Source organism: Streptomyces sp. NPDC000134, from assembly GCF_042899225.1.
Taxonomy (GTDB): Bacteria; Actinomycetota; Actinomycetes; order Streptomycetales; family Streptomycetaceae; genus Streptomyces.
The window spans coordinates 38,882-62,781 of record NZ_JBIAZN010000024.1 but is presented as its reverse complement, the minus strand read 5'-3'; the positions used below and the strand labels follow the sequence as shown (position 1 = coordinate 62,781).

Sequence of the window (23,900 nt, the reverse complement as noted above, 5' to 3'; positions counted from 1 at the left end):
GTCATCTGGTGCCGGCCGCGGGGACACCGTCCTCCGGTGTGCCCGCCGGGTGCCGTGCGTTCAGGGTGCGCAGCAGCGCTCGGGCCACCGCGTCGTTCTGCCGGAAGGCGGGGGCGTTGGTGCGGGGCCGGGCGAAGGCGGCGACGGCCCGGCTGTCGGTGGGCGCGCCGAGGGCGATGCGCCGGGGGTGCGGGCCGCCCAGCCGCGGGTCGATGACATGGGCGTCGGCGGGGGAGACGGTGAGGAGCCCGGAGCGGTGGGTGTGCCCGGGGTCGGCGATGACCTCCTCGGCGAGCGTGCCGGCCCGGTGCAGACGCCGTAGCAGCGGGTCCTCGGTGCGGTCCAGGGAGTGCCGGGGCAGATACGCCTCGACCAGGGCGGTGGTGTGCGCGGTGTGCCCCGGCACGGAGGAACCGGTGACCGTGAAGGTGCCGGTGGTCTCGTCGGTGCCGATCCTGATGTCCGCGCCGGCGAAGCGCACGATCCCGGCCCGGGACAGGGCGTGCAGTTGGCGCAGCCGGAACCCGGGCGGGCCGGAGGCGAGGAAGCTGAAGAAGCCCTGCCACCAGTTGTCCAGCCCCTCGGCGACCGAGCGGGCGGTCAGTCCTCCCCCGGCGACCAGGCGCGGCAGTTGGCCGTAGACGGAGAGCAGCGCGAGGAACGCGCCGAGGTCGGCGCTGAAGGCGGGGTCCTCCCGGCGGGCGAGGTCCCGGGCGATGTGATCGCGCATGTGTTCCTGGAAGGCGTCCGGTGTCGCGAAGGTGACACCGGCCAGGGGCCGGTCCAGGGCGTCGAGGTCGAGCCGGTCGGCCGGGTCCGGGACGGAGGCGGTGACGAGGGCGGTCATGGCCTCGGAGTACCAGTCGAGACCGTCGTAGGCGGCGGCGAACTCCGGCCAGGGCCGGGCGGTGCGCTCGGGGTGGGCGTGGAACAGTTCGTGGTAGTGGCCGAACCCGATCTCCTTGGCCATCAGCGGCCACACGTCCCGCCGCAGGTCCAGCGGGCGGCCCCGGGCGAGCAGCGCGTCCACCGCCTCGGGGCCGAAGTGGCGGGGGAGCGGGGGCGGGGGGCCCTGGAGCCGGTAGTGGGTCTTGGAGTGGTACGGCACCCCGCGGCGCGAGCCGACGTGCAGCACGGGTTCGCGGCCGGAGGGCAGATAGCTGAGGGTGCCGTCGGCCTCGGTGCGGAAGGTGCCGCCGCGGCCCTCGGTGAGCAGGGCCATCAGATCGACGAAGGCCAGCCCGAAGCCGCGTACCGCGACGTGTTCGCCGGGGCGCAGGGCGGACAGGTCGGCGTCGGCGGTGAACTCGGGCGGGAGGTGGAAGCGGCCGTGGCGGCGGGCGAAGTCGGCGTGGGCGCGGTGCTCGGGGGCGGGGGCCGAGCCCAGGTGGCCCTGGGCGAGGACCACCAGGTCGGCGGTGAGCGGGGTGGCGCGGCCGGCGAGCCGCACCCGCTGGGGTCCGTCGGCGGGGCCGGTGACGGCGACGGCGGTGGTGCGGTGCCACACCACGGTGACGGACGGCGGCAGTTCGCTCAGGGCCCGGCGGAACACCCAGTCGAGATAGGCGCTCTGGGCGCGGCGGGTGGGGAAGTCCGCGCCGTCGAGGCTTCGCAGTTCGGCGAGCACCTCCGGGTCGGCGGGCTCCGCGTACGGGGCGTGGCGGGGTCCCCCGGCGAACTGGGCGGCCCACTCGGCCAGCGAGGGGCCCGGCCGGACGGGGCCGTCGATGACGGACGCGGCGTCGGTGAACATGGTGACGTCCTCGGCCATGGAGTTCATCCGCAGCAGCGGCGACTGCTCGTGCCGCCAGATCCGGCCCGGCCCCGGCGGATGCGGGTCGATCAGGTGGATGCGCAGCTCGCGTCCGCCGTCCCACAGCTCGGGGGCGTTGGCGGCGATGCGTTCCAGCAGGCCGGTGGCGCGTGGTCCGGCGCCGACGACGGCGAGGACGGCGGGGGTGCCGGTGCCGCTCACCGGTCACCGCCGATCAGCGGCCGGGCGTCGGCGGCCGTGGTGTCCCGCACCCGGCGGCGCACGGCGGCCAGGCGCACCCTCAGGCGCTGGACGGGGGTGGGCGGCAGGGCGCGGGAGGCGCCGCGGGCGTAGTACCGCTCGACGTAGTACTGCCCGGCGCCGAGCACGGTGGTGACGGCGATGTACCAGAGGGTGGCCACCATCAGCAGCGGGATGACCTGGTAGGTCTGGTTGTAGACCAACTGCACCGAGTACAGCAGGTCGTGCACGGCCAGCACGCTGACGATGCTGGTGCCCTTCAGGGTGCCGATCAGCATGTTGCCGGCGGTCGGCACGATGGAGCGCATGGCCTGCGGGATGACGACGCGGCGCAGCGTACGGCGCCGGCTCAGCCCGAGCGCCTGGGCCGCCTCGGTCTGCCCGGGGTCGACGGAGAGGATGCCGCCGCGCACCACCTCGGCGGCGTACGCGCTCTCGTGCAGGGTGAGGCCGATGACCGCGGTGAGGGTGGGGCCGAACAGGTTCACCGTCTTGACGGTGACGAACTCGGGCCCGAACGGGATGCCGAGCCCCAGCGTCGGGTACAGCGCGCCGATGTTGAACCAGAACAGCAGTTGCACCAGCAGCGGGGTGGACCGGAAGATCCACACATAGCCCCAACTCAGCGTGCGCAGAACCGGGTTGGCGGAGAGCCGCAGCACGGCGAGGACGGTGCCGAGCAGGAAGCCGAGCACCATCACCGCCCCGGTCAGCCACAGGGTGAGCCACAGGCCCTCCAGGACCGCGCCGGTGGTGAAGTAGTCGCCCACCACCTCCCATTGGAAGGCGTCGTTGCGGACGACGGAGTTGAGGACCATGGCGAAGACCAGCAGCGCGCCGGTGGCGGCCGTCCAGCGGCCGAGGTGCCGGCGCGGCACGATGCGCGGCAGCTCCGCGCCGGCGGTGTCCGGTGGCTGGGCGCGGCCGGCCTCGGTGACGGAAGGGGTGTCGGGGGCGGTGACTTCGAAACGCGTGACCATCACGGGGGTCTCCGGGGATCGCGGGCGTGGGTGACCCCGGGGTCGGGCGCGGCCGGGCACGGGTGCCTTGGCCGGTCCGGTGCGGCCGGGGGTCCGGCGTCGTCACGCTCACCGCGTCCCTCAACGCGGCCGGAGGGACCGCCGCGCACGGCGGACCTCCTGTGCCGTCGATCGTATGTGCCCCTGGCATCGATGTGTCAACCATGGGGAGCGGCCGGTCCGGTATCCGGTCGCCGCTTGACGAGGCGCGGGTCGTCCTGCTCAATTGGTCGCATGACTGCCCAGCAGCGTTTGGTCTCGCGCGACCACATCGACTTCGGTCGGGTGTGGTCGGCCGCGTGTTGCGCCTGACTCGGCAGCGGGCCGTCTGACCGGCCCTTCCCTCCCTCGGTGACCCCGTCGCGGGCCGAGTCCTGCCGCCGCTCCGCCCCCGGGCACCCGTGCCCCGGGCCGGTGCCGCGCACCCCGGACGCCGCTGCCGCCCCCGTCGTCCTCCCGCCATCCGGCGCCGTCACGCCTGCTTCCCCAGTTAGCTGACACATCGTCAACATCCGGACGCCCAAGGGTCGTTCCGCCGTGCCCGCACGCGTCCGGCAGCCCCAGCGAAAGGCTCCCCCATGCCCGTGGAGTTCCTCGGCATCGCCGCCACCAACGACGGCTCGGAAACCACCCCGCGCTCCGGCGCCGCCTTCGACAAGGAGTACACGCTCCGGCTCGCTCGGGCCCACGAGGAGCACGGGTGGGACCGGGTGCTGTTCGCCTACGGCTCCGGCTCCCCGGACCCCGCGCCCGCCGCCGCGTACATCGCCGGCCGTCTGGACCGGCTCCAGATCCTGCTCGCCCACCGGCCCAACGTCTCCTACCCGACCTTCGCCGCGAAGACCTTCGCCACCCTCGACCAGATCAGCGAGGGCCGGCTGACCGTGCACTTCATCACCGGCGGCAACGACCACGAACAGGGCCGCGAGGGCGACACCCTCAGCAAGGACGAGCGGTACGGGCGCACCGGCGAGTACATCCGGATCGTCAAGAAGATCTGGACCAGCCGCGAACCCTTCGACCACGAGGGCGAGCACTACCGCTTCCACGACTTCGTCAGCGATGTCTTCCCCGTCCAGCAGCCCCGTCCCGGGGTGTCGTTCGGCGGTTCGTCACCGGCCGCCTACGCCGTCGGGGGCGCCGAGGCCGACATCTACTGCCTGTGGGGCGAGCCGCTGGCCAGGACCGCCGAGCAGATCGAGTCCGTCAAGGCCGCCGCGAAGGCCGCCGGCCGCACCGACGTGCCCCGGGTCCAGGTCGCGTTCCGGCCGATCATCGCCCCGACCGAGGAACTCGCCTGGGAGAAGGCCCACCGCACGGTCGGCGCCATCCGCCGGCGCCGCGAGGGCGGTGTCGTACGCCACCACCGGGGCGAGGCCCCCCAGAACACCGGTTCCCAGCGGCTGATCGCCATCGCCGAGGCCGGCGAGCGCTACGACCGCGCCCTGTGGACCCCGACCGCCGCCGCCACCGGGGGCGCGGGCAACTCCAACGCCCTGGTCGGCACCCCCGAGACGGTCGCCCAGGCCCTCCTCGACTACTACGACCTCGGCGTGGACATCCTCTCCGCCCGCGGCTACGACCTGCTCGACGACGCCATCGACTTCGGCCGGTACGTGATCCCGATCGTCCGCGAGGAGGTCGCCAAACGCGACGCCGAACGCGGCGCCGAGCGTGACGCCGAACGCGGTGCCGAGCGCGCCGGACGCGATCAGCAGGCCCCCGCGGCGGTGCGCGGATGACCACCCCCGCACTGACGGTGATCCGGGCCGAGGTGGCCGACCCCCGGGTGAGACCCCTGCTGCGCGAACTCGGCGACGAGTACACCGCGCGCTACGGCAAGGACGCCCACGCCGAACTCGCCCGCTACCCCGACGAGGAGTTCACCGCGCCCCACGGCGGAGTCCTGCTGCTCCTGCTGGAGCGGGACGAACCGGTGGCGGGCGGCGCGTTCCGCCGCTACGACGGGACCACCGCCGAGCTGAAGCGGATCTGGACCCACTCCGCGCACCGCCGCCGCGGCCTGGGCCGGCGGATCGTCGCCGAACTGGAGCGCGAGGCGGGCGCCCGCGGCTACCGGCGGATCTACCTGACCACCGGCCCGCGCCAGCCCGAGGCCCGCGGCCTGTACCTGGCCACCGGCTACACCCCGCTGTTCGACACCCGCGCCGACCCGGAGTCCATCGGCCCGCTGCCCTTCGAGAAACATCTGACCGCCGACCCCGTCCCCGCCCCGATCCCCGCCTCGAAGGAGGCCGCCCGGTGAGCCCCGCCGTCGTCCGGACCCGCCCTCGCCTCGTCACCGCCCTCGCCCTGCTGCCCCTGCTGGCGCTGACCGCCTGCGGCTCCGGCTCCGAGGGCACCGGCGGCGCCGCGCCGGCCGGCGCGCGGGCCGCCGCCGTACCGTCCGACGACCCGGTCGCGGACGTCCGGGAGGTCCCGTCCGTCGCCGCCCTGCTCCCCGCCGACGTGCGCGAGGCGGGCACCCTGCGGGTCGGCAGCTCCATCGGGTTCCCGCCCGGCGCCTACTATCCGAACGGCTCCGACAAGGCCGCCGCCGGGCAGGACATCGACCTCGCCGACGCCGTCGCCAAGGTGCTCGGCGTGAAGCTGCGACGTCAGGACGCCTCCTTCGAGACGATCCTGCCCGCCCTCGGCAGCGGCAAGTACGACTTCGGCACCGGCAACTTCGGCGTCACCGCCGAGCGCCTGAAGACCATCGACTTCGTCACCTACATCAACGACGGCCAGGGCTTCGCCGTACGCAAGGGCGACACCGGCACCCTCAAGGCCCCCGTCACCGACCTCACCCAGCTCTGCGGCCTGACCGTCGGCACCGGGGCGGGCACCACCTTCGAGACCACCCTCACCGCGCAGAAGGGGGTGTGCGCCAAGGCAGGCAAGAAGCCGTACGACGTGAAGGTGTACTCGGAGAACGGGGCCACCCTCACCGCGCTCCAGCAGGGCCGCATCGACGTCGTCATGTCGACCATCAACGGCCTGCGCTACCAGGCGGCCCAGCCCGCCTCCCGGACCGCCTTCCTCGGCGAGTACCACCGGCTCGACGTCGGCTTCGCCTTCAAGAAGGGCTCCCCGCTCACCAAGGCGTTCCGCGCCGCGGTCGATGAGCTGATCGAGGACGGCACCTACGCCCGCATCCTCAAGAAGTGGGGCACCTCCGCCTCCGCGATCGAGACGTCGCGGATCAACCCGCCCGAACACACGTAGAGCCGACCGGGAATCCCGCCATGACACTCACCACCGACGCCGCCGCCGTCCCCGCGGCACCGCCCGCCACCGACCCGGCAGCGCTCCAGGTCGTCCCCGCCCGCCACCCCGCCCGGTGGATCGCGGCCTTCGCCGTGACCGTGCTGGTGGCCCAGTTCGCGCACGGCCTGGCCACCAACCCGGTCTGGGAATGGGGCGTCTTCGGCGACTACGTCCTGTCCGAGACCATCGTCCAGGCGGTCTGGGTCACCCTCCAGCTCACCGCCTACGCCAGCGTCCTGGGCTTCCTCCTGGGCACGGTCCTGGCGTTCATGCGGCTGTCGCGCAGCCCGCTGCTCCAGACCGTCGCCTGGAGCTACATCTGGGTGTTCCGGTCCATCCCGATGATCGTCCAACTGGTGTTCTGGTTCAATCTGAGCGCCCTGTACGAGGAGCTGGGCCTCGGCATCCCCTTCGGGCCGGTCTTCTGGTCCGTGGACAGCGACAGCCTCATCGGCACCATCGGCGCGGCCGTCATCGGCCTCACCCTCCACCAGGCCGCCTACGCCGCCGAGATCGTCCGCGGCGGAGTCGTCTCCGTGGACGGGGGCCAACTGGAGGCCGCCGCGGCGCTCGGCATCCCCCGGCTGCGGCAGATCCGCCGGATCGTGCTGCCGCAGGCCATGCGGGCCATCCTGCCCACGGCCGGCAACGAGATCATCGGACTGCTCAAGGGCACCTCGGTGGTCTCCGTGATGGCCATCGGCGAGCTGTTCTACCAGGCCCAGGTCATCTACGGCCGCAACGGCCGGGTGGTCCCGCTGCTCCTGGTCGCCACCGCCTGGTACGTGGTGCTGACCTCGGTGCTGTCCGTCGTCCAGTACTACGTCGAGCGCCGCTTCGCCCGCGGCGCCGACCGCACCCCGCCGCTCACCCCGCTCCAGCGCGCCCGGCGGTCGCTGCGCGCCGTGCGCGCGGCGGCGGCCCGGCGCGAGAGGCCCGTCATACCCCTGAAGGCACTCAAGTCCGCACAGCCCCTGGAAGGCACCCGATGAGCGATGTGATGGTGGACGTGCGAGGCGTCCACAAGAGCTTCGGCCCCCTCGACGTGCTGCGCGGCGTCGACCTCCAGGTCCGCGCCGGGCAGGTCACCGTGATCCTCGGCCCCTCCGGCTCGGGCAAGTCCACGCTGCTGCGCACCATCAACCACCTGGAGAAGGTCAGCCGGGGCTGGATCAGCATCGACGGTGAACTGGTCGGCTACCGCCGGGCGGGCGGCAAGCTGCACGAGCTGAAGGAGAAGGAGATCCTGAAGCAGCGCACCCGGATCGGGTTCGTCTTCCAGGACTTCAACCTCTTCCCGCACCTGACCGTCCTGGAGAACCTCGTCGAGGCCCCCGTCTCCGCGCTGCGCCGCCCGCGCAAGGAGGCCGAGGAGACGGCCCGCAGGCTGCTGGACCGGGTGGGCCTCGCGGACAAGGCCGGCGCCTATCCCCGGCAGTTGTCCGGCGGCCAGCAGCAGCGGGTGGCCATCGCCCGCGCGCTCGCCCTCGAACCGAAGGTGCTGCTCTTCGACGAGCCGACCTCGGCGCTCGACCCCGAACTGGTCGGCGAGGTCCTCGACGTCATCAAGGACCTCGCCGGCACCGGCACCACCATGATCGTCGTCACCCACGAGATCGGCTTCGCCCGCGAGGTCGCCGACACCGTGGTGTTCATGGACGGCGGTGTCGTCGTCGAACAGGGGCCGCCCGCCGCCGTCCTGGACACCCCGCGCCACGAACGCACCCGCGCCTTCCTCGCCAAGGTCCTCTGACCCTCTCCCGTCCCCGCCTCTTCTCTTTCCGCACGCACGCAAGGAGCCCGACCGTGCCCACCCTCATCGCCCGCCGAACCGCCGCGACGGCCACCGGTATCGCCACCGCCCTCGTCCTGACCGCGTGCGGCAACCCCACCGACGGCGGCACCACCGAGGTCGCGGCCACGACCGGCGCCCGCACGAAGATCGACCTCAGCCCGGACCAGCACCGGATCACCACCGGCAAGGTCGACTCCATCGCCGCCCGGGTGCCGGAGAGGATACGGAAGTCGGGGACGCTGAAGACGGTCGCCTCGGCCGGCTCGGCCGCACCGCTGACCTTCTACGCCACCGACAACAAGACCGTCATCGGCGTCGAGACCGACATCGCCCACCTGATCGGCGACGTCCTCGGGCTGAAGGTGCGCATCACCCCGGTCTCCTGGGAGAACATCTTCGTCGGCCTCGACAGCGGCAAGTACGACGTCGGCGTCAGCAACATCACCGTCACCGAGGAACGCAAGGAGAAGTACGACTTCGCCACCTACCGCGAGGACAACCTCGGCTTCGCCGCGAAGAAGGGCAGCGGCCTGAAGGTCACCGGCCCCGAGGACGTGGCGGGCCGGACGGTCGCCGTGAGCAGCGGCACCAACCAGGAGAAGCTGCTCATCGAGTGGTCGAAGGAGAACGAGAAGGCCGGCCGCGAACCGGTGGACATCAAGTACTACCAGAACGACAGCGACAGCTACCTCGCCCTCAGATCCGGCCGGATCGACCTCTACCTCGGCCCCAACCCGACCGCCGCCTACCACGCGGCCGGCACCGGACAGACCGAGGTCGTCGGCACGTACTCCGGGGCCGGCGCCACCCTCCAGGGGCTGATCGCGGCCACCACCAAGAAGGACAACGGACTCGTCGGCGCGCTCGCCGCCGCCCTCGACACGGTCATCGGCAACGGCACCTACGCCAAGGTGCTGGACCGCTGGGGCCTCGCCGACGAGGCGGTGACCGGCTCCGAGATCAACCCGCCCGGCCTGCCGAAGACGGACGGGTGAGCGCGGTCACCGCGCGCCGCGGCGGACCCGCCTCACCTCCCGGTCGACGGCCCAGGCGTCGGCGACCGGGCCGAGGTGGCCGAGCTTGTCGGGGTTGATCACCGTGCGGACGGTGCGGACCCGGCCGCCGGCCACCTCCAGCACCAGGGCGTGCAGCACCTTGCCGTCCCGGTCGCGGAAGAGCGCCCCCGGCTGCCCGTTGATGTCCTGCGGCTCGCAGGTGACGTCGATCCGCAGCAGCCAGGGGAAGACCGTGCCCAGCAGATGGGCCACGTTCCGGGCGCCGGTGACGGCACGGGCCAGTTGCGGGGCCTTGCCGCCGCCGTCCCCGACCAGGCGCACGTCGGCGGCCAGCAACTCCCGCAGCCCGGCCACGTCACCGTCGTTCAGCGCCTCGAAGAACCGGCGCGCCAGCTCCCGGCGTTCCCGGCCGTCCGCCGTGAACCGGGGCCGGCCGGCGTCCATGTGCCGGCGCGCCCGGACCAGCAACTGCCGGCAGGCCGCCTGCGAACGCCCCACCGCCGCCGCGATGTCGTCGAACCCGAAGGCGAACACCTCCCGCAGCAGGAACACCGCCCGCTCCAGCGGGCTGAGCCGCTCCAGCAGCAGCAGTGCCGCCATCGACACCGAGTCGGCCAGCTCCGCCGCCCGCGCCGGGTCCTGGTACGGATCGCTGAGCAGCGGCTCGGGCAGCCACGGACCCACGTACTCCTCCCGGCGCACCCGCGCGGAGCGCAGGACGTCGATCGAGACGCGGGTCACCGTGGCCGACAGGAAGGACTTGACCGACGCGGGCCGGGTCGGGGAGGCGTCGAAGCGCAGCCAGGTCTCCTGCACCGCGTCCTCCGCCTCGCTCACACTGCCCAGCACGCGGTAGGCGATCGAGAACAGCAGCGGCCGCAGCGCCTCGAACTCCTCGACCTTGCTCACGCCGGCCCTCCCCTTCGCTCCCCGCTCCCCGCCGCGGTCAGTGGAACTGCCCGGCCCGGTAGTCGCCCCGGGCGGGCTGCCGGGTGAGGACGTTGAGCCGGTTGGCGGTGTTCATGAAGGAGATCAGTATCACCAGGGCGGCGAGCTGCGACTCGTCGTAGTGTTCGGCGGCGTCCGCCCACACCTCGTCGTCGGCCCCGCCGGCCCCGTCGGCGATCCGGGTGCCCCGCTCGGCCAGGGCCAGCGCGGCCCGCTCGGCGCCGGTGAACACGGTGGCCTCCCGCCACACCGCCACCAGGCTGAGCCGCACCGCGCTCTCACCGGCGGCGGTGGCGTCCTTGGTGTGCATGTCGACGCAGACGGCGCAGCCGTTGATCTGGCTCACGCGCAGCGCCACCAGTTCCTGGGTGGTGGCCGGCAGCGCCGTCTTCTTCACGGCGCGGCCCGCCGACATGAAGTGCTTGAGGATCTCGCCCGCGGCCGGGTCGGCGAGGAGGTTCAGTCGCGCGTCCATGGGGTGCTCCCGTGTGATCGTCGGTGCTCGTACCCACGGGACGAGACAGCCCGGCGCCCTGTGACACGAGCCGGTGTGACCTGCGTCTCCCCGCTTCGCAACCGGTCCCGGATGGCCGGTAGTCGACGCCCGCGCGGCCGGTCCGCGACCCCGCGGACCCCTATTGCCTATTATCCCTACCGGATTTATAGGAAAGCGTTGACTCCGGATGCTCGGGGTGCGCAGGATGGAACACATGTCCACTCGGTGTGCCGGTCCGTCACGCGCTCCGGTACCGCCTGATGCGAGGGGAAGGGACGTGACGCCGATGGACCCGGTCCCGGACGAGCGGCAGGGCCGCGCCCGCTGGCTGCACATCGCCCGCGAGGTGGCCGACGACCTCGCCACCGACGCCGTCGCCCGCGACCAGGCCGGCAAGCTCCCGTTCGACGAGGTCGCCCAACTGCGCGAGGCCGGGCTGCTGACCCTGCTGATCCCCGCCGGGCACGGCGGGGGAGGGGCGGACTGGAGCACGGCCCACGCCGTCGTCCGCGAGATCGCCGCCGCCGACGGGGCGATCGGCCAGCTCCTCGGCGGCCATTACGTCCTGTCCTGGACGGCCCGCTTCTTCGCCGGCCCCGACCTCGCCGACCGGGTCGCCCGGGAGTCCGCCGCCGGCCAGTGGTGCTGGGGCGGGGGCTTCGCCGCCCACGAGCCGCCGCTGCGCCTGACCCCGGCCGCCGGGGGCGGCTTCCTGCTGAACGGCCGTCAGGGCGGCGTCGGCGGCGCCCGGGTCGCCGACCGGCTCGCGGTCCGCGCCGCCCGCTCCGACACCGGCGAACCGCTGGCCGTCCTCGTCGACCCCGCCCACCCCGGCGTCGCCAGCGGCGACGACGGGGACGCCTTCGGGCAGCGCCTGTCGGGCAACTGCAGCGTCGACTTCGACGCCGTACCGGTCGCGGACGACGCCGTGCTGGGCTCGCTCTCCGCCGACGAGGGCGCCCAGCCCCCCTTCGCCGGACTGGCCGCCGCCACCGGGCGCCTGGTCTCCGCCCAGCTCTGCCTGGGCATCGCCGAGGGCGTCCTGGCCGAGGCCCGGGAGTACACCAGGGCCCGCGAGCACACCCTGGCCGGCGAGTACGGCACGGGCGCCGGGTACCTCGGCCGGGTCGGCGTGCCCGTCTGGCAGGGCGGCCTGGCCCAGGACCCCCACGTCCTCGTCACCTACGGCGAACTCACCGTCGACGCCCGCGCCGCCTCCGCCCTGGCCGACCAGGCCGCCGCCGCCCTGGACGACGGCCTCGCCCGGGGCGAGGACCTCACCGACGACGAGTGCGCCGAGATCTCCGTGCTCGCCGCCGCCGCCGAGGCCGCCGCCGCGCGGGCCGTCCACGACGTCACCACCCGCACCCTGGACGTCATCGGCCCCGGCGCCGCCTCCTCCCGCCACGGCTTCGACCGCTTCTGGCGCAACGCCCGGACCCACACCCTCTCCCACCCCGTCGCCCATGGACTGCGCGAGGTCGGCGACTACTTCCTCAGCGGCACCCACCCGCCGTTCGCGCTTCCCGCCTGACCGCGCCCTTGACGGTCCGGGACGGCTGATCGACACTCGGTCAGTATCCCTAGTGAACCGGTAGGAAAACGCGGGGTGCCGGGACAGCGGCGCCGCCTCCTCGCCGTACCCGGGACCGCGCCGACGCCGCCGCGCGCCCGCCATCCACCCGACCGTCCTTCAGGGAGAGACATGCCAGCCACGCCTCCGTCAGACGCCCTGCCGCCGTTCCGGGGCCGGATCGGCCGCGACGCCCGCAGCGGCCACTACGCGGTGCCCCACCGCTACCGCCTCCACCTGTCCCTGTCCTGTCCGCACTGTCTGGGCCTCGCCATCACCCACCGCCTGCTCGGCCTCGACGACGCCCTCCCGCTCGCCTTCCTGCCCGACGTGCCCGACGAGCCGGGCGGCGGGCACTCCGTCCTGCGCCCCCTGTACGAGGCCAGCTCCCACCGCCACCCCGGACCGGCCGCGGCCCCCGTGCTGAGCGACGACTGGACCGGCCGGATCGTCAGCACCCACGCCCCCGACATCCTGCGCGACCTCGCGGAGCACTTCGGCGCCGGCGGACCGGTGCTGTACCCCCGCGGCGCCGACGACGAGATCGACGCCGTACGGGAGCTGTGCGCGCGTGGCGTCAACGCCGCCGCGCAGACCGCCGGAGCGGCCGACGCCGACCCCGGGGAGCGCGACCGGGCCCTGGCCGCCCTGCTCCGCGTCCTCGGCTCCCTGGAGTGGCGGCTCGCCTCCCGGGACTGCCTGCTCGGCGACGACATCACCGCCGCCGACGTGGAGTTGTGGGTGACGCTGGTGCAACTGGACACCGTGCACCGCTGGCACCTGGACGCCGCCGCCGTGCACCGGATCGCCGACCACCCGCGCCTGTGGGCCTACGCGCGGCGCCTGGCCGCCCACCCCGCCTTCGCTGCCCACCTCGACCTCGACGCCATCGCGCGCCGCCACCACGCCCAGTGCCGGGGCCTGGAGGCGGCCGGAGCGGCGGTCCGCATCCTGGACTGGGGCGTCCGCACGCCCGACGGGGTGCCGGCCGACGCCGTGTGAGACACGCAGCAGGAAGGCACCGGCCGCGCGGCCGGTGCCTTCCTGGGAACGCGGGGACGGTCAGCGGCTGACCAGCAGGCCCCGGCCGCGCAGTACCCGCCGCTCCAGCGGGCTGAAGATCAGCAGGTCGATGGCGATGCCCACGATGAGGATCAGGAAGATCGCGAGGAAGACCTGCGCCATGCTGGAGTTGGTGCGGCCGTTCTCCAGCAACTGCCCCAGACCGACGCCCAGATCGGGCGAGGAGGCGATGATCTCGGCGGCCATCAGCGACCGCCAGGAGAACGCCCAGCCCTGCTTCAGCCCCGCGAGGTACCCGGGCAGCGCGCCCGGCAGCACGATGTGCCAGGCCCCGCGCAGGCCCGTCGCCCCCAGCGTCCGTCCCGCCCGCAGGAACAGCGGCGGGATCTGGTCGATGCCGGCCACCAGGCCGTTGGCGATCGACGGCACGGCGCCGAGCAGGATCACCGCGAACATCATCCGGTCGTCCAGGCCCAGCCAGATCACCGCGGGCGGCACCCAGGCCACCGACGGCAGCGACTGGAGCCCGGACAGGATCGGCCCGATCGCCGCCCGCACGAACCGCACCCGGGCGACCAGCAGACCCAGCGGCGTGCCGATGACCAGGGCCAGCAGGAAGCCCAGCAGACCCCGGGAGACGGAGGTCCACACGTAGTCGAGCAGGGTGCCCTGCACCCACGCGGCGGACAGTTCGTCCCACACCGCGGACGGCGAGGGCAGCTTGTACTCCGGCGACACCTTCGCCCACACCAGTACCTGCCACACCACCAGGACCAGCGCGACGGCGCCGACCGGCGGCAGCACCTTGCGCACCAGCGTCTCGCGCAGCGGCGTACGCCGGTCGACGGGCGCGGTGTCCAGCGCGTCGAGCCCGGCCTCCAGGCCCGCGAGGTCCTGTACGTCCCGCACGCCCCGCTCGGACGGCGTGCTCGTGGTCTCAGTCCCGGCCATGGCGGCGGATCTCCCCCCGTAGTTCCTCGGTGATCTCGGCGGACAGTTCGGCGACCGCGGTGTCCTCGATCCGGCGGGGCTGCGGGATGCCGACCGTCCAGGTGCGGGCGACGCGTCCGGGCCGGGAGGACAGCAGCACCACCCGCTGGGCCAGCTTCACCGCCTCGCGCACGTTGTGCGTGACGAACAGCACCGACACCCCCGTCTCCTGCCAGATCCGGGTCAGTTCGTCGTGCAGCACGTCCCGGGTGATGGCGTCCAGCGCGGCGAACGGCTCGTCCATCAGCAGCAGCCTGCTGTCCTGGGCCAGCGCGCGGGCGAGCGCCACGCGCTGGCGCATGCCGCCGGAGAGTTCGTGCACCCGCTTGCGGTGCGCGTCCTTCAGCCGGACCAGTTCGAGCAGCCGCTCGGCCTCGCCCCGGCGCTCCGGCTTGGGCACCCCGCGCAGTTTCAGGGCGAGTTCGATGTTCCGGCCGGCCGTCAGCCACGGGAACAGGGCGTGTTCCTGGAACATCAGCGCGGGCCGGCCGGCGGTGCTGATCGTGCCCGTGGACGGGGCGTCCAGCCCCGCCACCAGGTTGAGCAGCGTGGACTTGCCGCACCCGGATGCCCCCAGGAGGGTGACGAACTCACCCGGTGCCACATCGAGGGTGATGTCGTCCAGCACGAGCTGCTGTCCGCCCGGTATCCCCGGGGCGGGGAAGGACTTCGACACGTGCGCCACGCGGGCGGCGTGCGGCACGGCCGTGGTGTCCTCGGCGGCCTTGGCGGTCGTGGTGGTCATGGTCGTCACCTCCTGGGTGCCTCAATCGGTCCGGTCCGCCGTCACCGCACGCCGAGACCGGCGTCGTCGACCGCGGGCTCGCCCTCGGCCTTGAGGACCTTGTTGAGCGGGGCGAGGTCGTAGATGCCCTTCAGGTTCGGCTTCTCCAGCAGGCCGGCCTGCACCGCGTGCTCGGCCTCGCTGTCGAGGGTCGAGGCCAGCGGGTCGTCCAGGAACTGGATGGACTTCCAGGCCGGGTCGAGGACCTCGGCGGGCAGGGCCTTGCCGGAGAGCTTCTCCAGCGCCTTGTTGGCGGACGCCTTGGCCTCGTCCGGGTTGGCGTTGATCCACTTGTTGGTCTTCACCGAGCCGCGCAGCACCGCCTCGACGACGTCGGGGTGCTCCTTGAGGAACTTCTGCGACACGATGATGTTGGTGATCACGAACTTCTTGTCCGGCCACAGGTCGGCCTCGTCGAGCAGCACCTTCGCGCCGTCGGCGACCAGCTTGGAGGCGGTCGGCTCGGGCACCCAGGCACCGTCGACGGAGCCGGACTTGTAGGCGTCCGGGGTGACCTTGTTGTCGCTGCGGACGACCGAGACGTCGCCCTTGCCGCTCTGCGCGTCGACCTTCCAGCCCTGCTCCGCGATCCAGTTGAGGAAGGCGACGTCCTGGGTGTTGCCGAGCTGCGGGGTGGCGATCTTCTTGCCCTTGACGTCCTTCAGCGACTTGATCTTCTCGGGGTTCACCACCAGCTTCACGCCGCCGGACGCCGAACCGCCGATGATCCGCAGGTTCTTGCCCTCGGACTTGGTGTAGCCGTTGATCGCCGGGGACGGGCCGATCCAGCCGATGTCGATGGACCCGGAGTTGAGCGCCTCGATCTCCGAGGGGCCGGCGTTGAAGGTCGACGCCTTGATCGTGGTGCCGCCGAGTTCCTTCTGGAGCAAGCCCTCCTGGACGCCGACCAGGGCGGTGGCGTGGGTGAGGTTCGGGAAGTAGCCGATGCGCACCTCACCGGCGGAGAGCTTCTCGGCGTCGGCGGCGACCTTGCTCTGCTGGTCGTCGTCGTCGGACTCGGAGCCGTAGCCGCAGGCCGTCAGCAGAAGGGGAAGCGCCGCTATGGCGGCGAGGGCGCGCAGGGTGAACGGTCTTGCGGCAGACACGACAGGTGTCCTTTCGACGGATGGGTGCGGAGTGCTGCGAAGTGCGTGGGGGGTGGGTGCGGGCGCCGGGAGGCCGGTGGCGGCTCACGCGTCGGCGAACCGCCGGAGAGCGGCCGGGGCGCGGTGCCCCGCCGGGCCGCGGGTCTCAGACGCGCGGGCGGCCGGGTCGACAGCAGGAGCTGGACGTGCGCAGCAGATCGATGTGCCGGCGCGAGGTGAGCAGCGGTCCGCCGGTACGGCTGAGCGGCGCCATGTTCCCCCCTCGACTCGACGTGAAACCGCCGGTGATCCCTAGTTTTCCCACCGGGTTGCTAGGGATCGTGGCAGAAGGCGACGGCATCCCCAAGGGGTGTTCCGTATAGTGGGCGCCGCTGTCTCACACAGTGGGATTTTGGGCGAAGTCAGGGGTGAGGCAGGGGTCGGATCAGGGGTTGGTCCAGGCTCCCGGGGTGTCCGTCAACGCCAGCACTCCGGTGGGCAGTTGAGCGGACGCCACGTCGGCGAGCGACACGCCTTCGAGGATCTCCCGCACATTGGACCGCAGCGCGATCCACAGGGGCAGCAACGATTCAGCAGGGCCGTCGTAGGAGAGTTCCGGGGGGCGTACCCCGCGCACGGACACCAGCGGGCCGTCCACCACGCGGATGACATCGGCGATGCTGACGGACTCGGCGGGCCGGGCCAGCCGGTAGCCGCCGTTGCCGCCCCGCTGGCTGACGACCAGGCCGCCGCGCCGCATGTCGTTCAGGATGCCTTCGAGGAATTTGTGCGGAATGTCCTGGGCTTCGGCGATCGCCTCGGCCTTCACCGGTCCGTCGTGACCTGACGCGGCGAGTTGCAGCGCGGCACGTACCGCGTAGTCCGCCCTGGCTGAGATCCGCATACGGGCATTATTCCGCATGGTCACGGCCGGGGCGCCGGGGCCTCGCCCGCGCCGCCGCTCACCCGATCACGAACGGCAGTTTCTCCGCCGTCCCGCCCAGCGCGGCGCGTTCCGCTTCGGTCGGGGCGCGCCGGCCGGTGCCGACGAGGAGCGCCTCGCGGTCGGTGAACGACGCGGGGAACGCCGTACCGGTGCGCAGCTCCAGCATCCGCCGGGACCGGGCGAGCCCCTCCGCGGGCGGCCCCGCCCGGTCCGGGAGGTGCGCGACCAGGTCCAGGTGGTGCAGGGTCCACTCCAGGACGTACGCCGAGAGGTAGTCGCCGGCGGTGAGCACCTGGTCGCGGGTGCTCACCCGCAGGCCCGGGTCGGCGAGCGCGGCGGCCCGGCCGGCGGCGGACCCCACGTCGTCCAGGTGGAACCTCAGCAGCCACGGCTCCTGGTACGCGGCGGCCAGCCGCACGGTCAGCGCGTCGAGCGGGTCGTCGCCGGCGGGCGGTGTCCGGCCGACGTCCCAGTAGGTGACCGCGTCCCGGGTCGGTTCCGCCGTGGCCGGGGTGACCAGCGTGATCAGGACGTCCTGGGCGTCGACGACGAGGTGGCAGACCAGGTCCCGCACCAGCCAGCCGGTACAGCCGGACGGCCGCGCGAAGTCCTCGTCCGCGAGGCCGGCCACCGCCGCGCGCAACGCCGACCAGGAGCGCGAGAAGAGATCCATCCCCGGCACGGTAGTGCCCCGCGCGGGGGACGGGCAACGGTCGGACAGCGGGGGAGGGGGGCGGTGGGGGGGGCGTCGCCGTCGGGCCGGAGGCGCGCCCGGCCGTCGCCGGGCGGAGGTCTCCTTACTCGGCCCCGCCGCCCTGGAGCCCCAGGGCCGACCAGACCTCGTCCTCCCGGTCGGGCGGTCGCACCGGGCCGCCCGGCCGGGTGCCGTGCCAGTCCAGGCAGAGCACGGTGGCGTCGTCCCTGAGCCGTCCCCGGCACGCCTCGTGCACGGCGCTCACCAGGGTCCGTACGGTCTCCCGGGGGTGCAGCGAGCGGCAGTCGTGGGTCAGCGCGGCCAGGTCGACCTTGGCCGCGGCCCGGTCCTGCATCCCGTCGGTGAGCAGCAGCAGCCGGTCGCCCGGACGCAGTCGCAGCGTCTGGACGGTGTGGGTCATGGTGGGCGGGAACGGCACGCCGAAGGGCAGGTTGGTGCGCAGCTTCACCTCCTCGACCACGCCGTCGCGCATCAGCAGGGGGCGCGGATGACCGGCGTTGACGAGCTGGACGACACCGGTGTCGAGGTGGACGCGGAGCAACTGGCCGGTGGCGAAGCCCCGGTGGTGCTCGATCAGCGCCTCGTGCGCCCGGCGGGCCTGTTCCGCGATGTCGCACCTGGCGCGGCGGGCCCCGCGCAGCGCCCCGAGCAGCAGGGTGGCCAGCAGCGCGGAGTGGGTGTCGTGGCCCATGGCGTCGGTTATCGACAGGTGCAGGGTGTCCCGGTCCAGGGCGTAGTCGTAGGTGTCGCCGCCGATGTCGTCGGCCGGCACCAGGCCGCCCGCGAGGGAGAACTGCGGTGCCTCGCAGCACGACGCGGACGGCAGCAGGTGGTGCTGTATCTCGGCGGCGAGACTGGTCGGCGTGGTCCGCCGGCCCCAGTGGTACAGGTCGGTGAACCGCCGGTCGGTCACGATGATGTACGCCAGGGCCAGTGCCGCCCGGTTCACCTCCCGCAGCACGCTCCGGTTGGTGTGCGGGAGCGTCATCTCCAGGACGCCCACGCAGTCACCGCGGTTGGTGACCGGCGCGATGGCGAGGAAACCGCCGTCGGTGTCCGGTTCCACCCGTAGTCGCTGGGATCTGAGGACCTTTTCGTACACGCTTCCGCGCAGTTCGATCCGTTCCGGATGCTCCTGCTGGGGGCCGTCGGCGGTGGTGATCCGGACGAGTTCCTCCCCGATCAGGTCGACGAAGAGGAAGGACACGCACATCGCGCCGAAGCGCTTCTGCAGATGGCGCGCCACGACATCGACCGACTCCACGGGAGAGGCCGAGCCGGCCTCCACCAGCACGTCTCCCAGACCGAACTCGTCACCGTCCACCGCCGCCTCCCTCCGCTCGGGCATCTTCTTCCCCCGACTGCCCGGCTCTCACCTGGCGACGCGTCGGCGGACGGCGGTTGAACGGTGATGACTGAAGGGAATCGAATGGTCAGGGCGATTCCGCGGTTCCTGTTCGTCCTGGTGCGGTATCGGTCACGGTGCTGGACGAAAAGGTGGCGTACCAGGTCAGTCGAGTCCCAGGACCTCCATGGTGTGTCCGGCCATGCGGCGCTCCCCGAGGGCGTTGGGGTGGACCGGGACGAGGTTGGCGGAGAACAGGAGCGGCTCGATCCACCGGGTGCCGCGGTCCGCGCAGGCGTCGTGTCCCTCGGACACCTGGGAGAAGTCCACGTAGACGGCGCCGGTCTCCTCGGCGGCGCGCTTCACGGCCGCGTTGAGGTGCGCCTGGATGTCTCTCAGGTAGGGGATGTCCCCGGCGGCGATGGGCAGTTTGGCGAAGCAGGACGGGTCGGCGGTGGCGGGCGTGATCCAGGGGTAGCCCAGGGCGGCCACCCGGGCGCCGGGCGCCTTGGCGCGGACGTCGCGCAGGGCGGCCTTGAGCGCGGGGTAGGTGTTGGTCTCGATCTGGTCGGTGAAGGTGCTGCCGTTCTTGTCCTTGCAGGGGCTGCCCTTGCCGCCGCTGAGCAGCCCCGCGCTGCCGCAGGCGGTCACGGCGTTGATGAAGGTGCCGTTGTCGTTGCCGCCGATGGTCAGCGTCACCAGGTCGGTGCCCGCGTCCAGCGCGTCGGTCTGCGGGGGTACGCCCGGGTACTGGGCCTCGGTGAAGTCCTTGGTCTGGGCGCCGCCGCAGGTGACGTCGTCCAGGCGGGCACCGGTGCCGGCCGCTATGACGTGCGGGTAGTTGGCAGTGGAGCGCAGACACAGCAGGTTGCTGAGGTCCACGGGCAGCACCCCGGAACCGGCACTGTAGCTGTCGCCGAGGGCGACGTAGTCGAGCGGCGTGCTCGCGTGGGCGGCGGGGCCGGTGAGGCCGAGGGACAGGGCCCCCGCCGTCGCGACTGACACGGACATGACACGCAAGGCGTTGTGCTTCGGCATGTACTGCCTCTTCTCGGTGGTGGGACGGGACACGGGGCGTGCGGGCAGGGGGCATGGCCCGCCCGGGGGCGTGCTGCCGTCTGCGGGGGCGTGACGAGTCGCGTGCGGCCCGGCACGGGGAGCCGAGGGCGTTACCGCGAGGTAACACCGCTTAGTAATGTGCGTCCCGTGAGACACGGAGTCAACACGGGCGACCGGACTTCTTGCGGCCCGCCCGGCGAGCGGCACCGCGCTGACGCGCCGCACCTCGTCCGCCCGGCCCGCCCGGCCCGCCGTGCCCGTCCGGCCGCCCCGGCTCACGCGGCGGCGGGCGCGGTCAGGTCTTCGTCAGGGACCGGAACCCGGTCGGGGTCATGCCGGTGTGGTGGCGGAAGAAGGCGCTGAAGACGGTGGCGTAGGCGAAGCCGACGCGTTCGCCGATGACGGCCGGCGGCAGCGAGGTGTGGATCAGCAGCCGCTTGGCCTCCAGCAGGACCCGTTCGTCGATGTAGCGCTTGGCGCCGCAGCCCAGGGCGGCCCGGGTGGCGCGGGTCAGCGTACGGGGGCTGTAGCCGAGCCGGGCCGCGTAGTCCTCCACCCGGTGGGTGCGGTGGAAGTCCTCCTCGACGGCCTGCCGGAACCGGCGGAACGGTTCGTCGCCGCCGCGGGTCTCCCGGCTCGGGTCGGCCAGGTGGGAGAGCCGCAGGAGGATCACCGACAGCAGGTTGCGCAGCATCTCGCCGTGCGCCTCCAGCGACATGCCGGTGAGACAGGCGTGCTCCTCGACCAGGGTGTCCAGGACGCGCAGCAGACTCGCCTGGTGCCGCTCGCCGGGGCTGATCAGCCGGTGCGGGACGTGCTCGCCGTCCCGGATCAGCGCGTCGGTCGCCGCGCTGGGGAAGCCGGAGGGGAAGACCAGCACGGTGCCGTCGCCGCCGTCGTGCCCGGCGGGGAACTGGAGCACCTGACCGGGCCACACCCACAGCCAGTCACCGGGGCCGAGGGTGTACGCGGTGAAGTCGACGGAGCACTCCACCCGCCCGCCGCGCAGCGCGACGATCAGATGGAAGGCCGGGCGCGCGGGCACCGTGAGGGGACGCTCGCGCTCGGCGGCGCGGGCGGCGAGTCCGGGCAGGTCCAGCACCTCCAGGCCCGGCTGCCTGCCGGGGCTGGGCCGGTAGGACACGGCCGGGATGCCGGTGGCGCCGCGTCCCGCGGCGATCTGACCGTTTTTCTTCATCCCGTGGCCGAGTGTACTCCGGGCACCCCCGGCGGCCGGTCCTAGGTTGGTCGGCAGGTTCCTGGCCGCGTGCCGGCTCCGTCCTCAGGAAGGATCGACGATGACCATCGAGTTCGCCACCCGCTACCGCGAGCGCTCCCACATCCCGCCGGAGCCGGGGAAGCCGTACTTCATCGAGAAGGGCATGGGCGACCGCGCCCACCTCTTCACCGACCTGATCACCGTCTACGCCGGCGGCGAGCAGACGGAGAACACCTTCAACTTCTTCACGGTCGAGGGGCCCAAGGGCGACACCATCCCCGCCCACTCCCACGCGGACACCTACGAGGTCTTCTACATCACCGACGGCGCGGTCCGCCTGTTCGTCGAGGACCTGGAGGGCGAGCAGTACGAGAAGCTGCTCACCCAGGGCGACTTCGGGTTCGTCCCCAAGAGCTGCGTGCACGCCTACCGGATCGAACGCCACCACAGCCGGGTCGTCGGCGTGGCCGCCGGACCGAACGGCACCTTCGAGCGGTTCTTCGAGAACCTCGGCACGCCCACGGACGAACTCCTGCCCCCGCAGCGGCCGTTCGTCCCCGAGCCGCACAAGTTCGGCACCGTGCCGCAGCGGTACGACGTGACCTTCCTGCCCGGCCACCAGTGGCGCACCGGGAGCTGACCGCCCCCGCCCCGCCGTCCGCCGCCGAGAAGGGAAGCACCCCGTGCCATCCGACACCCCCGGGTACGTCGACGTCCACGCCCACTTCGTCACCGACTCCTACGTCCGCCGGGCCCGCGCCGCCGGCCACGACCACCCCGACGGGGTGCCCGCGTGGCCCGCCTGGTCGGCCGCGGCCCATCTGGAGCTGATGGACCGCTGCTCCATCGCCACCTCGATGCTGTCCGTGTCCTCCCCGGGCGTCCACTTCGGCGACGACACCGCCGCCCGCCGACTGGCCCGCGAGGTCAACGAGGACGGCGCCGACGTCGTCCGCGAACATCCGGACCGCTTCGGCCTGTTCGCGTCCCTGCCGCTGCCGGACGTCGACGGCGCCCTGGCCGAGATCGCCCACGCCTACGACACCCTGGGCGCCGACGGAGTGGTCCTGGAGACCAACACCCACGGCACCTACCTGGGCGACGCGGACCTGGAGCCGGTCTGGGCCGAGCTGGACCGGCGGGGCGCGGTGGTGTTCCTGCACCCCACCTCGCCCGTGTGCTGGGAGCGGTCCGCCCTCGGCCGGCCCCGCCCGATGGTCGAGTTCGTCTTCGACACCGCCCGGACCGTCACCGACCTGCTCATGGCGGGCACCCTGGACCGGTACCGGAACCTCACGGTGATCGTCCCGCACTGCGGCGGCGCCCTGCCGGTGCTCGCCGACCGCATCAACGGGTTCATGAAGATGTTCATGCCGCCGGGCACCGCCGCGCCCGACGCCGTGCAGCAGCTCGGCCGCCTCTACTACGACCTGGCCGGCCCCGCCCTGCCCCGCCAGTTGCCCGCCCTGCTGAGCCTGGTCGGCACCGACCGCATCCTTTACGGCAGCGACCACTGCTGGACCCCCGCCGCGGGCGTCGAGCAGCACATCGCCGGACTGGACGCGGCCCGCGCACCCGAGGGCGCCGGAAGCTGGCGGGCCCTCACCACGGCCAACGCCCACCGTCTGCTGCCCCGCGCCGCGGAGTCCCGGCGGTGACGGACCCCTTCCCGTTCCATCTGCTGGCCCCGCCCGACCCGGCCGTGCTGCCCCTGCCGCACCCGGCCCGCCCCGCCGAGGGCGTACGGCTGCTGCGCGGCGCGGTGTACGCCGTCCCCGAGGGCGGCCGTCCCCTCACGGTCGACCTGTGGCTGCCCGAGGGCGCGGCCGGGCCGGTGCCGGTGGTCGTGTTCGCGCACGGCGGTGCCTGGCGCACCGGACTCCGCGACGATCTCGGCCCCCGCTTCCGCCACTGGCGGCCGGGCCCCTTCGCCCGACTGGCGCGGGCCGGGTTCGCCGTGGCCTGTCCCGACTACCGGCTCAGCGGCGAGGCCCCGTACCCCGCCCAGCGCGACGACCTGGCCGCCGTACTGGACTGGCTGGGCGCCCGCGCCGGGGAACTCGGTGTCGACGCCGGACGGACCGTGCTGTGGGGCGAGTCCGCCGGCGGGCACCTCGCCGCGCTGACCGCGCTCACCCGGCCGCCGGGCACCGTCTCCGGCTGCGTCACCTGGTACGCCCCGACCGACCTGCCCGGACTCGCCGAGGACCGGCCCCCGCAGGCGTACGACCCCCGCGATGCGGGCACCTTCGAGGCACTGCTGCTGGGCGGGGCCCCGGCGGACCGGCCCGGGGCCGCGCGGGAGGCCAGCCCGGTCGCCCACGTGGGGGCGGGGGCGCCGCCGTTCCTGCTGCTGCACGGCGCCGACGACGTCCTGATGCCGGCCCGCCAGTCGGTGCGCCTGGCCGAGGCGCTGCGGAGCGCCGGGCACCGGCCCGAGCTGCGACTGCTCGCGGGCGGCGACCATCTGTGGGTCGGCCTGTCCGACGAGGAGGTGGCGGACTGCTTCGCCCGCACGGTGGACTTCGCGCGCCGCTGCACCACCGGCTGAGCGGACCGGCGGACGGCAGGGCCGCCGGGGACGTACGCCGTCCCCGGCCCCT

Annotated in this window: 24 protein-coding genes; 11 read left to right on the top strand and 13 right to left on the bottom strand. The window is 73.2% G+C overall.

What is annotated here, in order from left to right:
• Position 1: 1 nt before the first annotated feature.
• Entirely contained in the window at positions 2–1,975 is a 1,974-nt protein-coding gene (locus tag ACFY32_RS29255; protein ID WP_390675813.1) for an FAD/NAD(P)-binding protein, read from the bottom strand.
• Positions 1,972–2,994, bottom strand: coding sequence for an amino acid ABC transporter permease (locus ACFY32_RS29250; RefSeq protein WP_390675847.1), 1,023 nt, complete (start codon positions 2,992–2,994; stop codon positions 1,972–1,974). Before ACFY32_RS29250 ends, ACFY32_RS29255 begins: the two co-directional genes overlap by 4 nt.
• 617 nt (positions 2,995–3,611) lie before the next feature.
• Here ACFY32_RS29250 and ACFY32_RS29245 point away from each other — a divergent pair.
• From ACFY32_RS29245 to ACFY32_RS29220, 6 genes are read left to right on the top strand one after another with little or no spacing between them, the layout of a single operon-like run.
• Positions 3,612–4,775 (top strand): LLM class flavin-dependent oxidoreductase, encoded by a 1,164-nt coding sequence (locus ACFY32_RS29245; protein WP_390675812.1) that lies wholly within the window; start codon positions 3,612–3,614, stop codon positions 4,773–4,775.
• On the top strand, positions 4,772–5,299 hold the full coding sequence (locus tag ACFY32_RS29240) for a GNAT family N-acetyltransferase (RefSeq protein WP_359199560.1): 528 nt from the start codon (positions 4,772–4,774) through the stop codon (positions 5,297–5,299). The genes ACFY32_RS29245 and ACFY32_RS29240 overlap by 4 nt, the downstream gene beginning before the upstream one ends.
• Positions 5,296–6,261 (top strand): ABC transporter substrate-binding protein, encoded by a 966-nt coding sequence (locus ACFY32_RS29235; RefSeq protein WP_390675811.1) that lies wholly within the window; start codon positions 5,296–5,298, stop codon positions 6,259–6,261. The genes ACFY32_RS29240 and ACFY32_RS29235 overlap by 4 nt, the downstream gene beginning before the upstream one ends.
• 20 nt (positions 6,262–6,281) lie before the next feature.
• Positions 6,282–7,295, top strand: a complete 1,014-nt coding sequence (locus ACFY32_RS29230; RefSeq protein WP_390675810.1) for an amino acid ABC transporter permease — start codon at positions 6,282–6,284, stop codon at positions 7,293–7,295.
• The gene (locus tag ACFY32_RS29225; RefSeq protein ID WP_390675809.1) at positions 7,292–8,056 is read left to right on the top strand and encodes an amino acid ABC transporter ATP-binding protein; all 765 of its coding nucleotides are present in this window, start codon (positions 7,292–7,294) and stop codon (positions 8,054–8,056) included. Before ACFY32_RS29230 ends, ACFY32_RS29225 begins: the two co-directional genes overlap by 4 nt.
• A gap of 53 nt (positions 8,057–8,109) precedes the next feature.
• Complete coding sequence (locus tag ACFY32_RS29220; protein ID WP_390675808.1) at positions 8,110–9,093, top strand: ABC transporter substrate-binding protein; 984 nt, start codon at positions 8,110–8,112, stop codon at positions 9,091–9,093.
• A 6-nt stretch (positions 9,094–9,099) separates the two neighbouring features.
• Here the strand turns inward: ACFY32_RS29220 and ACFY32_RS29215 are convergent, their stop codons facing one another.
• Positions 9,100–10,023 carry an RNA polymerase sigma-70 factor gene (locus tag ACFY32_RS29215; protein WP_390675807.1) on the bottom strand — a complete coding sequence of 308 codons (924 nt, stop codon included), beginning with the start codon at positions 10,021–10,023 and terminating at the stop codon, positions 9,100–9,102.
• A 37-nt stretch (positions 10,024–10,060) separates the two neighbouring features.
• A complete protein-coding gene (locus ACFY32_RS29210) occupies positions 10,061–10,537 on the bottom strand; it encodes a carboxymuconolactone decarboxylase family protein (protein ID WP_359199544.1) in 477 nt (158 codons plus the stop codon).
• Between the two features lie 307 nt (positions 10,538–10,844).
• On the opposite strand from ACFY32_RS29210, the gene ACFY32_RS29205 reads away from it, so the two are divergent.
• Together ACFY32_RS29205 and ACFY32_RS29200 are read left to right on the top strand one after the other, a co-directional pair.
• Positions 10,845–12,092, top strand: coding sequence for an acyl-CoA dehydrogenase family protein (locus ACFY32_RS29205; RefSeq protein WP_359199763.1), 1,248 nt, complete (start codon positions 10,845–10,847; stop codon positions 12,090–12,092).
• A gap of 171 nt (positions 12,093–12,263) precedes the next feature.
• A complete protein-coding gene (locus ACFY32_RS29200; protein WP_359199541.1) occupies positions 12,264–13,133 on the top strand; it encodes a glutathione S-transferase C-terminal domain-containing protein in 870 nt (289 codons plus the stop codon).
• 60 nt (positions 13,134–13,193) lie between these two features.
• Here ACFY32_RS29200 and ACFY32_RS29195 read toward each other — a convergent pair whose 3' ends face one another.
• From ACFY32_RS29195 to ACFY32_RS29155, 9 genes are all read right to left on the bottom strand, one after another.
• Positions 13,194–14,105: an ABC transporter permease gene (locus tag ACFY32_RS29195; protein WP_359199539.1), complete on the bottom strand. Its 912-nt coding sequence runs from the start codon at positions 14,103–14,105 to the stop codon at positions 13,194–13,196.
• On the bottom strand, positions 14,092–14,889 hold the full coding sequence (locus tag ACFY32_RS29190) for an ABC transporter ATP-binding protein (RefSeq protein ID WP_390675806.1): 798 nt from the start codon (positions 14,887–14,889) through the stop codon (positions 14,092–14,094). Before ACFY32_RS29190 ends, ACFY32_RS29195 begins: the two co-directional genes overlap by 14 nt.
• Before the next feature lie 41 nt (positions 14,890–14,930).
• Positions 14,931–16,034: an aliphatic sulfonate ABC transporter substrate-binding protein gene (locus ACFY32_RS29185; RefSeq protein WP_359199533.1), complete on the bottom strand. Its 1,104-nt coding sequence runs from the start codon at positions 16,032–16,034 to the stop codon at positions 14,931–14,933.
• A gap of 145 nt (positions 16,035–16,179) precedes the next feature.
• Positions 16,180–16,287, bottom strand: a complete 108-nt coding sequence (locus ACFY32_RS29180) for a putative leader peptide (protein ID WP_359199530.1) — start codon at positions 16,285–16,287, stop codon at positions 16,180–16,182.
• Positions 16,288–16,458: 171 nt separating this feature from the next.
• Positions 16,459–16,917, bottom strand: coding sequence for an Rrf2 family transcriptional regulator (locus tag ACFY32_RS29175; protein ID WP_359199527.1), 459 nt, complete (start codon positions 16,915–16,917; stop codon positions 16,459–16,461).
• Between the two features lie 58 nt (positions 16,918–16,975).
• Positions 16,976–17,632 (bottom strand): maleylpyruvate isomerase N-terminal domain-containing protein, encoded by a 657-nt coding sequence (locus ACFY32_RS29170; RefSeq protein WP_359199524.1) that lies wholly within the window; start codon positions 17,630–17,632, stop codon positions 16,976–16,978.
• Positions 17,633–17,756: 124 nt separating this feature from the next.
• Positions 17,757–18,998 carry a PP2C family protein-serine/threonine phosphatase gene (locus tag ACFY32_RS29165; protein ID WP_390675846.1) on the bottom strand — a complete coding sequence of 414 codons (1,242 nt, stop codon included), beginning with the start codon at positions 18,996–18,998 and terminating at the stop codon, positions 17,757–17,759.
• 186 nt (positions 18,999–19,184) lie between these two features.
• Positions 19,185–20,057, bottom strand: coding sequence for an SGNH/GDSL hydrolase family protein (locus ACFY32_RS29160; RefSeq protein WP_390675805.1), 873 nt, complete (start codon positions 20,055–20,057; stop codon positions 19,185–19,187).
• A 316-nt stretch (positions 20,058–20,373) separates the two neighbouring features.
• The gene (locus ACFY32_RS29155; protein WP_390675804.1) at positions 20,374–21,276 is read right to left on the bottom strand and encodes a helix-turn-helix domain-containing protein; all 903 of its coding nucleotides are present in this window, start codon (positions 21,274–21,276) and stop codon (positions 20,374–20,376) included.
• A 100-nt stretch (positions 21,277–21,376) separates the two neighbouring features.
• On the opposite strand from ACFY32_RS29155, the gene ACFY32_RS29150 reads away from it, so the two are divergent.
• Genes ACFY32_RS29150 through ACFY32_RS29140 form a run of 3 tightly spaced genes read left to right on the top strand, consistent with a single transcriptional unit; the run spans position 21,377 to position 23,848 of the window.
• Positions 21,377–21,937 carry a quercetin 2,3-dioxygenase gene (locus tag ACFY32_RS29150; protein WP_390675803.1) on the top strand — a complete coding sequence of 187 codons (561 nt, stop codon included), beginning with the start codon at positions 21,377–21,379 and terminating at the stop codon, positions 21,935–21,937.
• 43 nt (positions 21,938–21,980) lie between these two features.
• On the top strand, positions 21,981–22,955 hold the full coding sequence (locus ACFY32_RS29145; RefSeq protein ID WP_359199511.1) for an amidohydrolase family protein: 975 nt from the start codon (positions 21,981–21,983) through the stop codon (positions 22,953–22,955).
• Positions 22,952–23,848, top strand: coding sequence for an alpha/beta hydrolase (locus tag ACFY32_RS29140; protein ID WP_359199508.1), 897 nt, complete (start codon positions 22,952–22,954; stop codon positions 23,846–23,848). Before ACFY32_RS29145 ends, ACFY32_RS29140 begins: the two co-directional genes overlap by 4 nt.
• The last annotated feature ends 52 nt before the right edge of the window (positions 23,849–23,900 follow it).

Coding starts and splice junctions, on each gene's coding strand:
- ACFY32_RS29175 (WP_359199527.1), bottom strand. CDS start 16,917: ATGCGGATCTCAGCCAGGGCGGACTACGCGGTACGTGCCGCGCTGCAA.
- ACFY32_RS29225 (WP_390675809.1), top strand. CDS start 7,292: ATGAGCGATGTGATGGTGGACGTGCGAGGCGTCCACAAGAGCTTCGGC.
- ACFY32_RS29180 (WP_359199530.1), bottom strand. CDS start 16,287: ATGGCGCCGCTCAGCCGTACCGGCGGACCGCTGCTCACCTCGCGCCGG.
- ACFY32_RS29160 (WP_390675805.1), bottom strand. CDS start 20,057: ATGCCGAAGCACAACGCCTTGCGTGTCATGTCCGTGTCAGTCGCGACG.
- ACFY32_RS29230 (WP_390675810.1), top strand. CDS start 6,282: ATGACACTCACCACCGACGCCGCCGCCGTCCCCGCGGCACCGCCCGCC.
- ACFY32_RS29250 (WP_390675847.1), bottom strand. CDS start 2,994: ATGGTCACGCGTTTCGAAGTCACCGCCCCCGACACCCCTTCCGTCACC.
- ACFY32_RS29240 (WP_359199560.1), top strand. CDS start 4,772: ATGACCACCCCCGCACTGACGGTGATCCGGGCCGAGGTGGCCGACCCC.
- ACFY32_RS29195 (WP_359199539.1), bottom strand. CDS start 14,105: ATGGCCGGGACTGAGACCACGAGCACGCCGTCCGAGCGGGGCGTGCGG.
- ACFY32_RS29150 (WP_390675803.1), top strand. CDS start 21,377: ATGACCATCGAGTTCGCCACCCGCTACCGCGAGCGCTCCCACATCCCG.
- ACFY32_RS29205 (WP_359199763.1), top strand. CDS start 10,845: ATGGACCCGGTCCCGGACGAGCGGCAGGGCCGCGCCCGCTGGCTGCAC.
- ACFY32_RS29170 (WP_359199524.1), bottom strand. CDS start 17,632: ATGGATCTCTTCTCGCGCTCCTGGTCGGCGTTGCGCGCGGCGGTGGCC.
- ACFY32_RS29245 (WP_390675812.1), top strand. CDS start 3,612: ATGCCCGTGGAGTTCCTCGGCATCGCCGCCACCAACGACGGCTCGGAA.
- ACFY32_RS29200 (WP_359199541.1), top strand. CDS start 12,264: ATGCCAGCCACGCCTCCGTCAGACGCCCTGCCGCCGTTCCGGGGCCGG.
- ACFY32_RS29155 (WP_390675804.1), bottom strand. CDS start 21,276: ATGAAGAAAAACGGTCAGATCGCCGCGGGACGCGGCGCCACCGGCATC.
- ACFY32_RS29210 (WP_359199544.1), bottom strand. CDS start 10,537: ATGGACGCGCGACTGAACCTCCTCGCCGACCCGGCCGCGGGCGAGATC.
- ACFY32_RS29190 (WP_390675806.1), bottom strand. CDS start 14,889: ATGACCACCACGACCGCCAAGGCCGCCGAGGACACCACGGCCGTGCCG.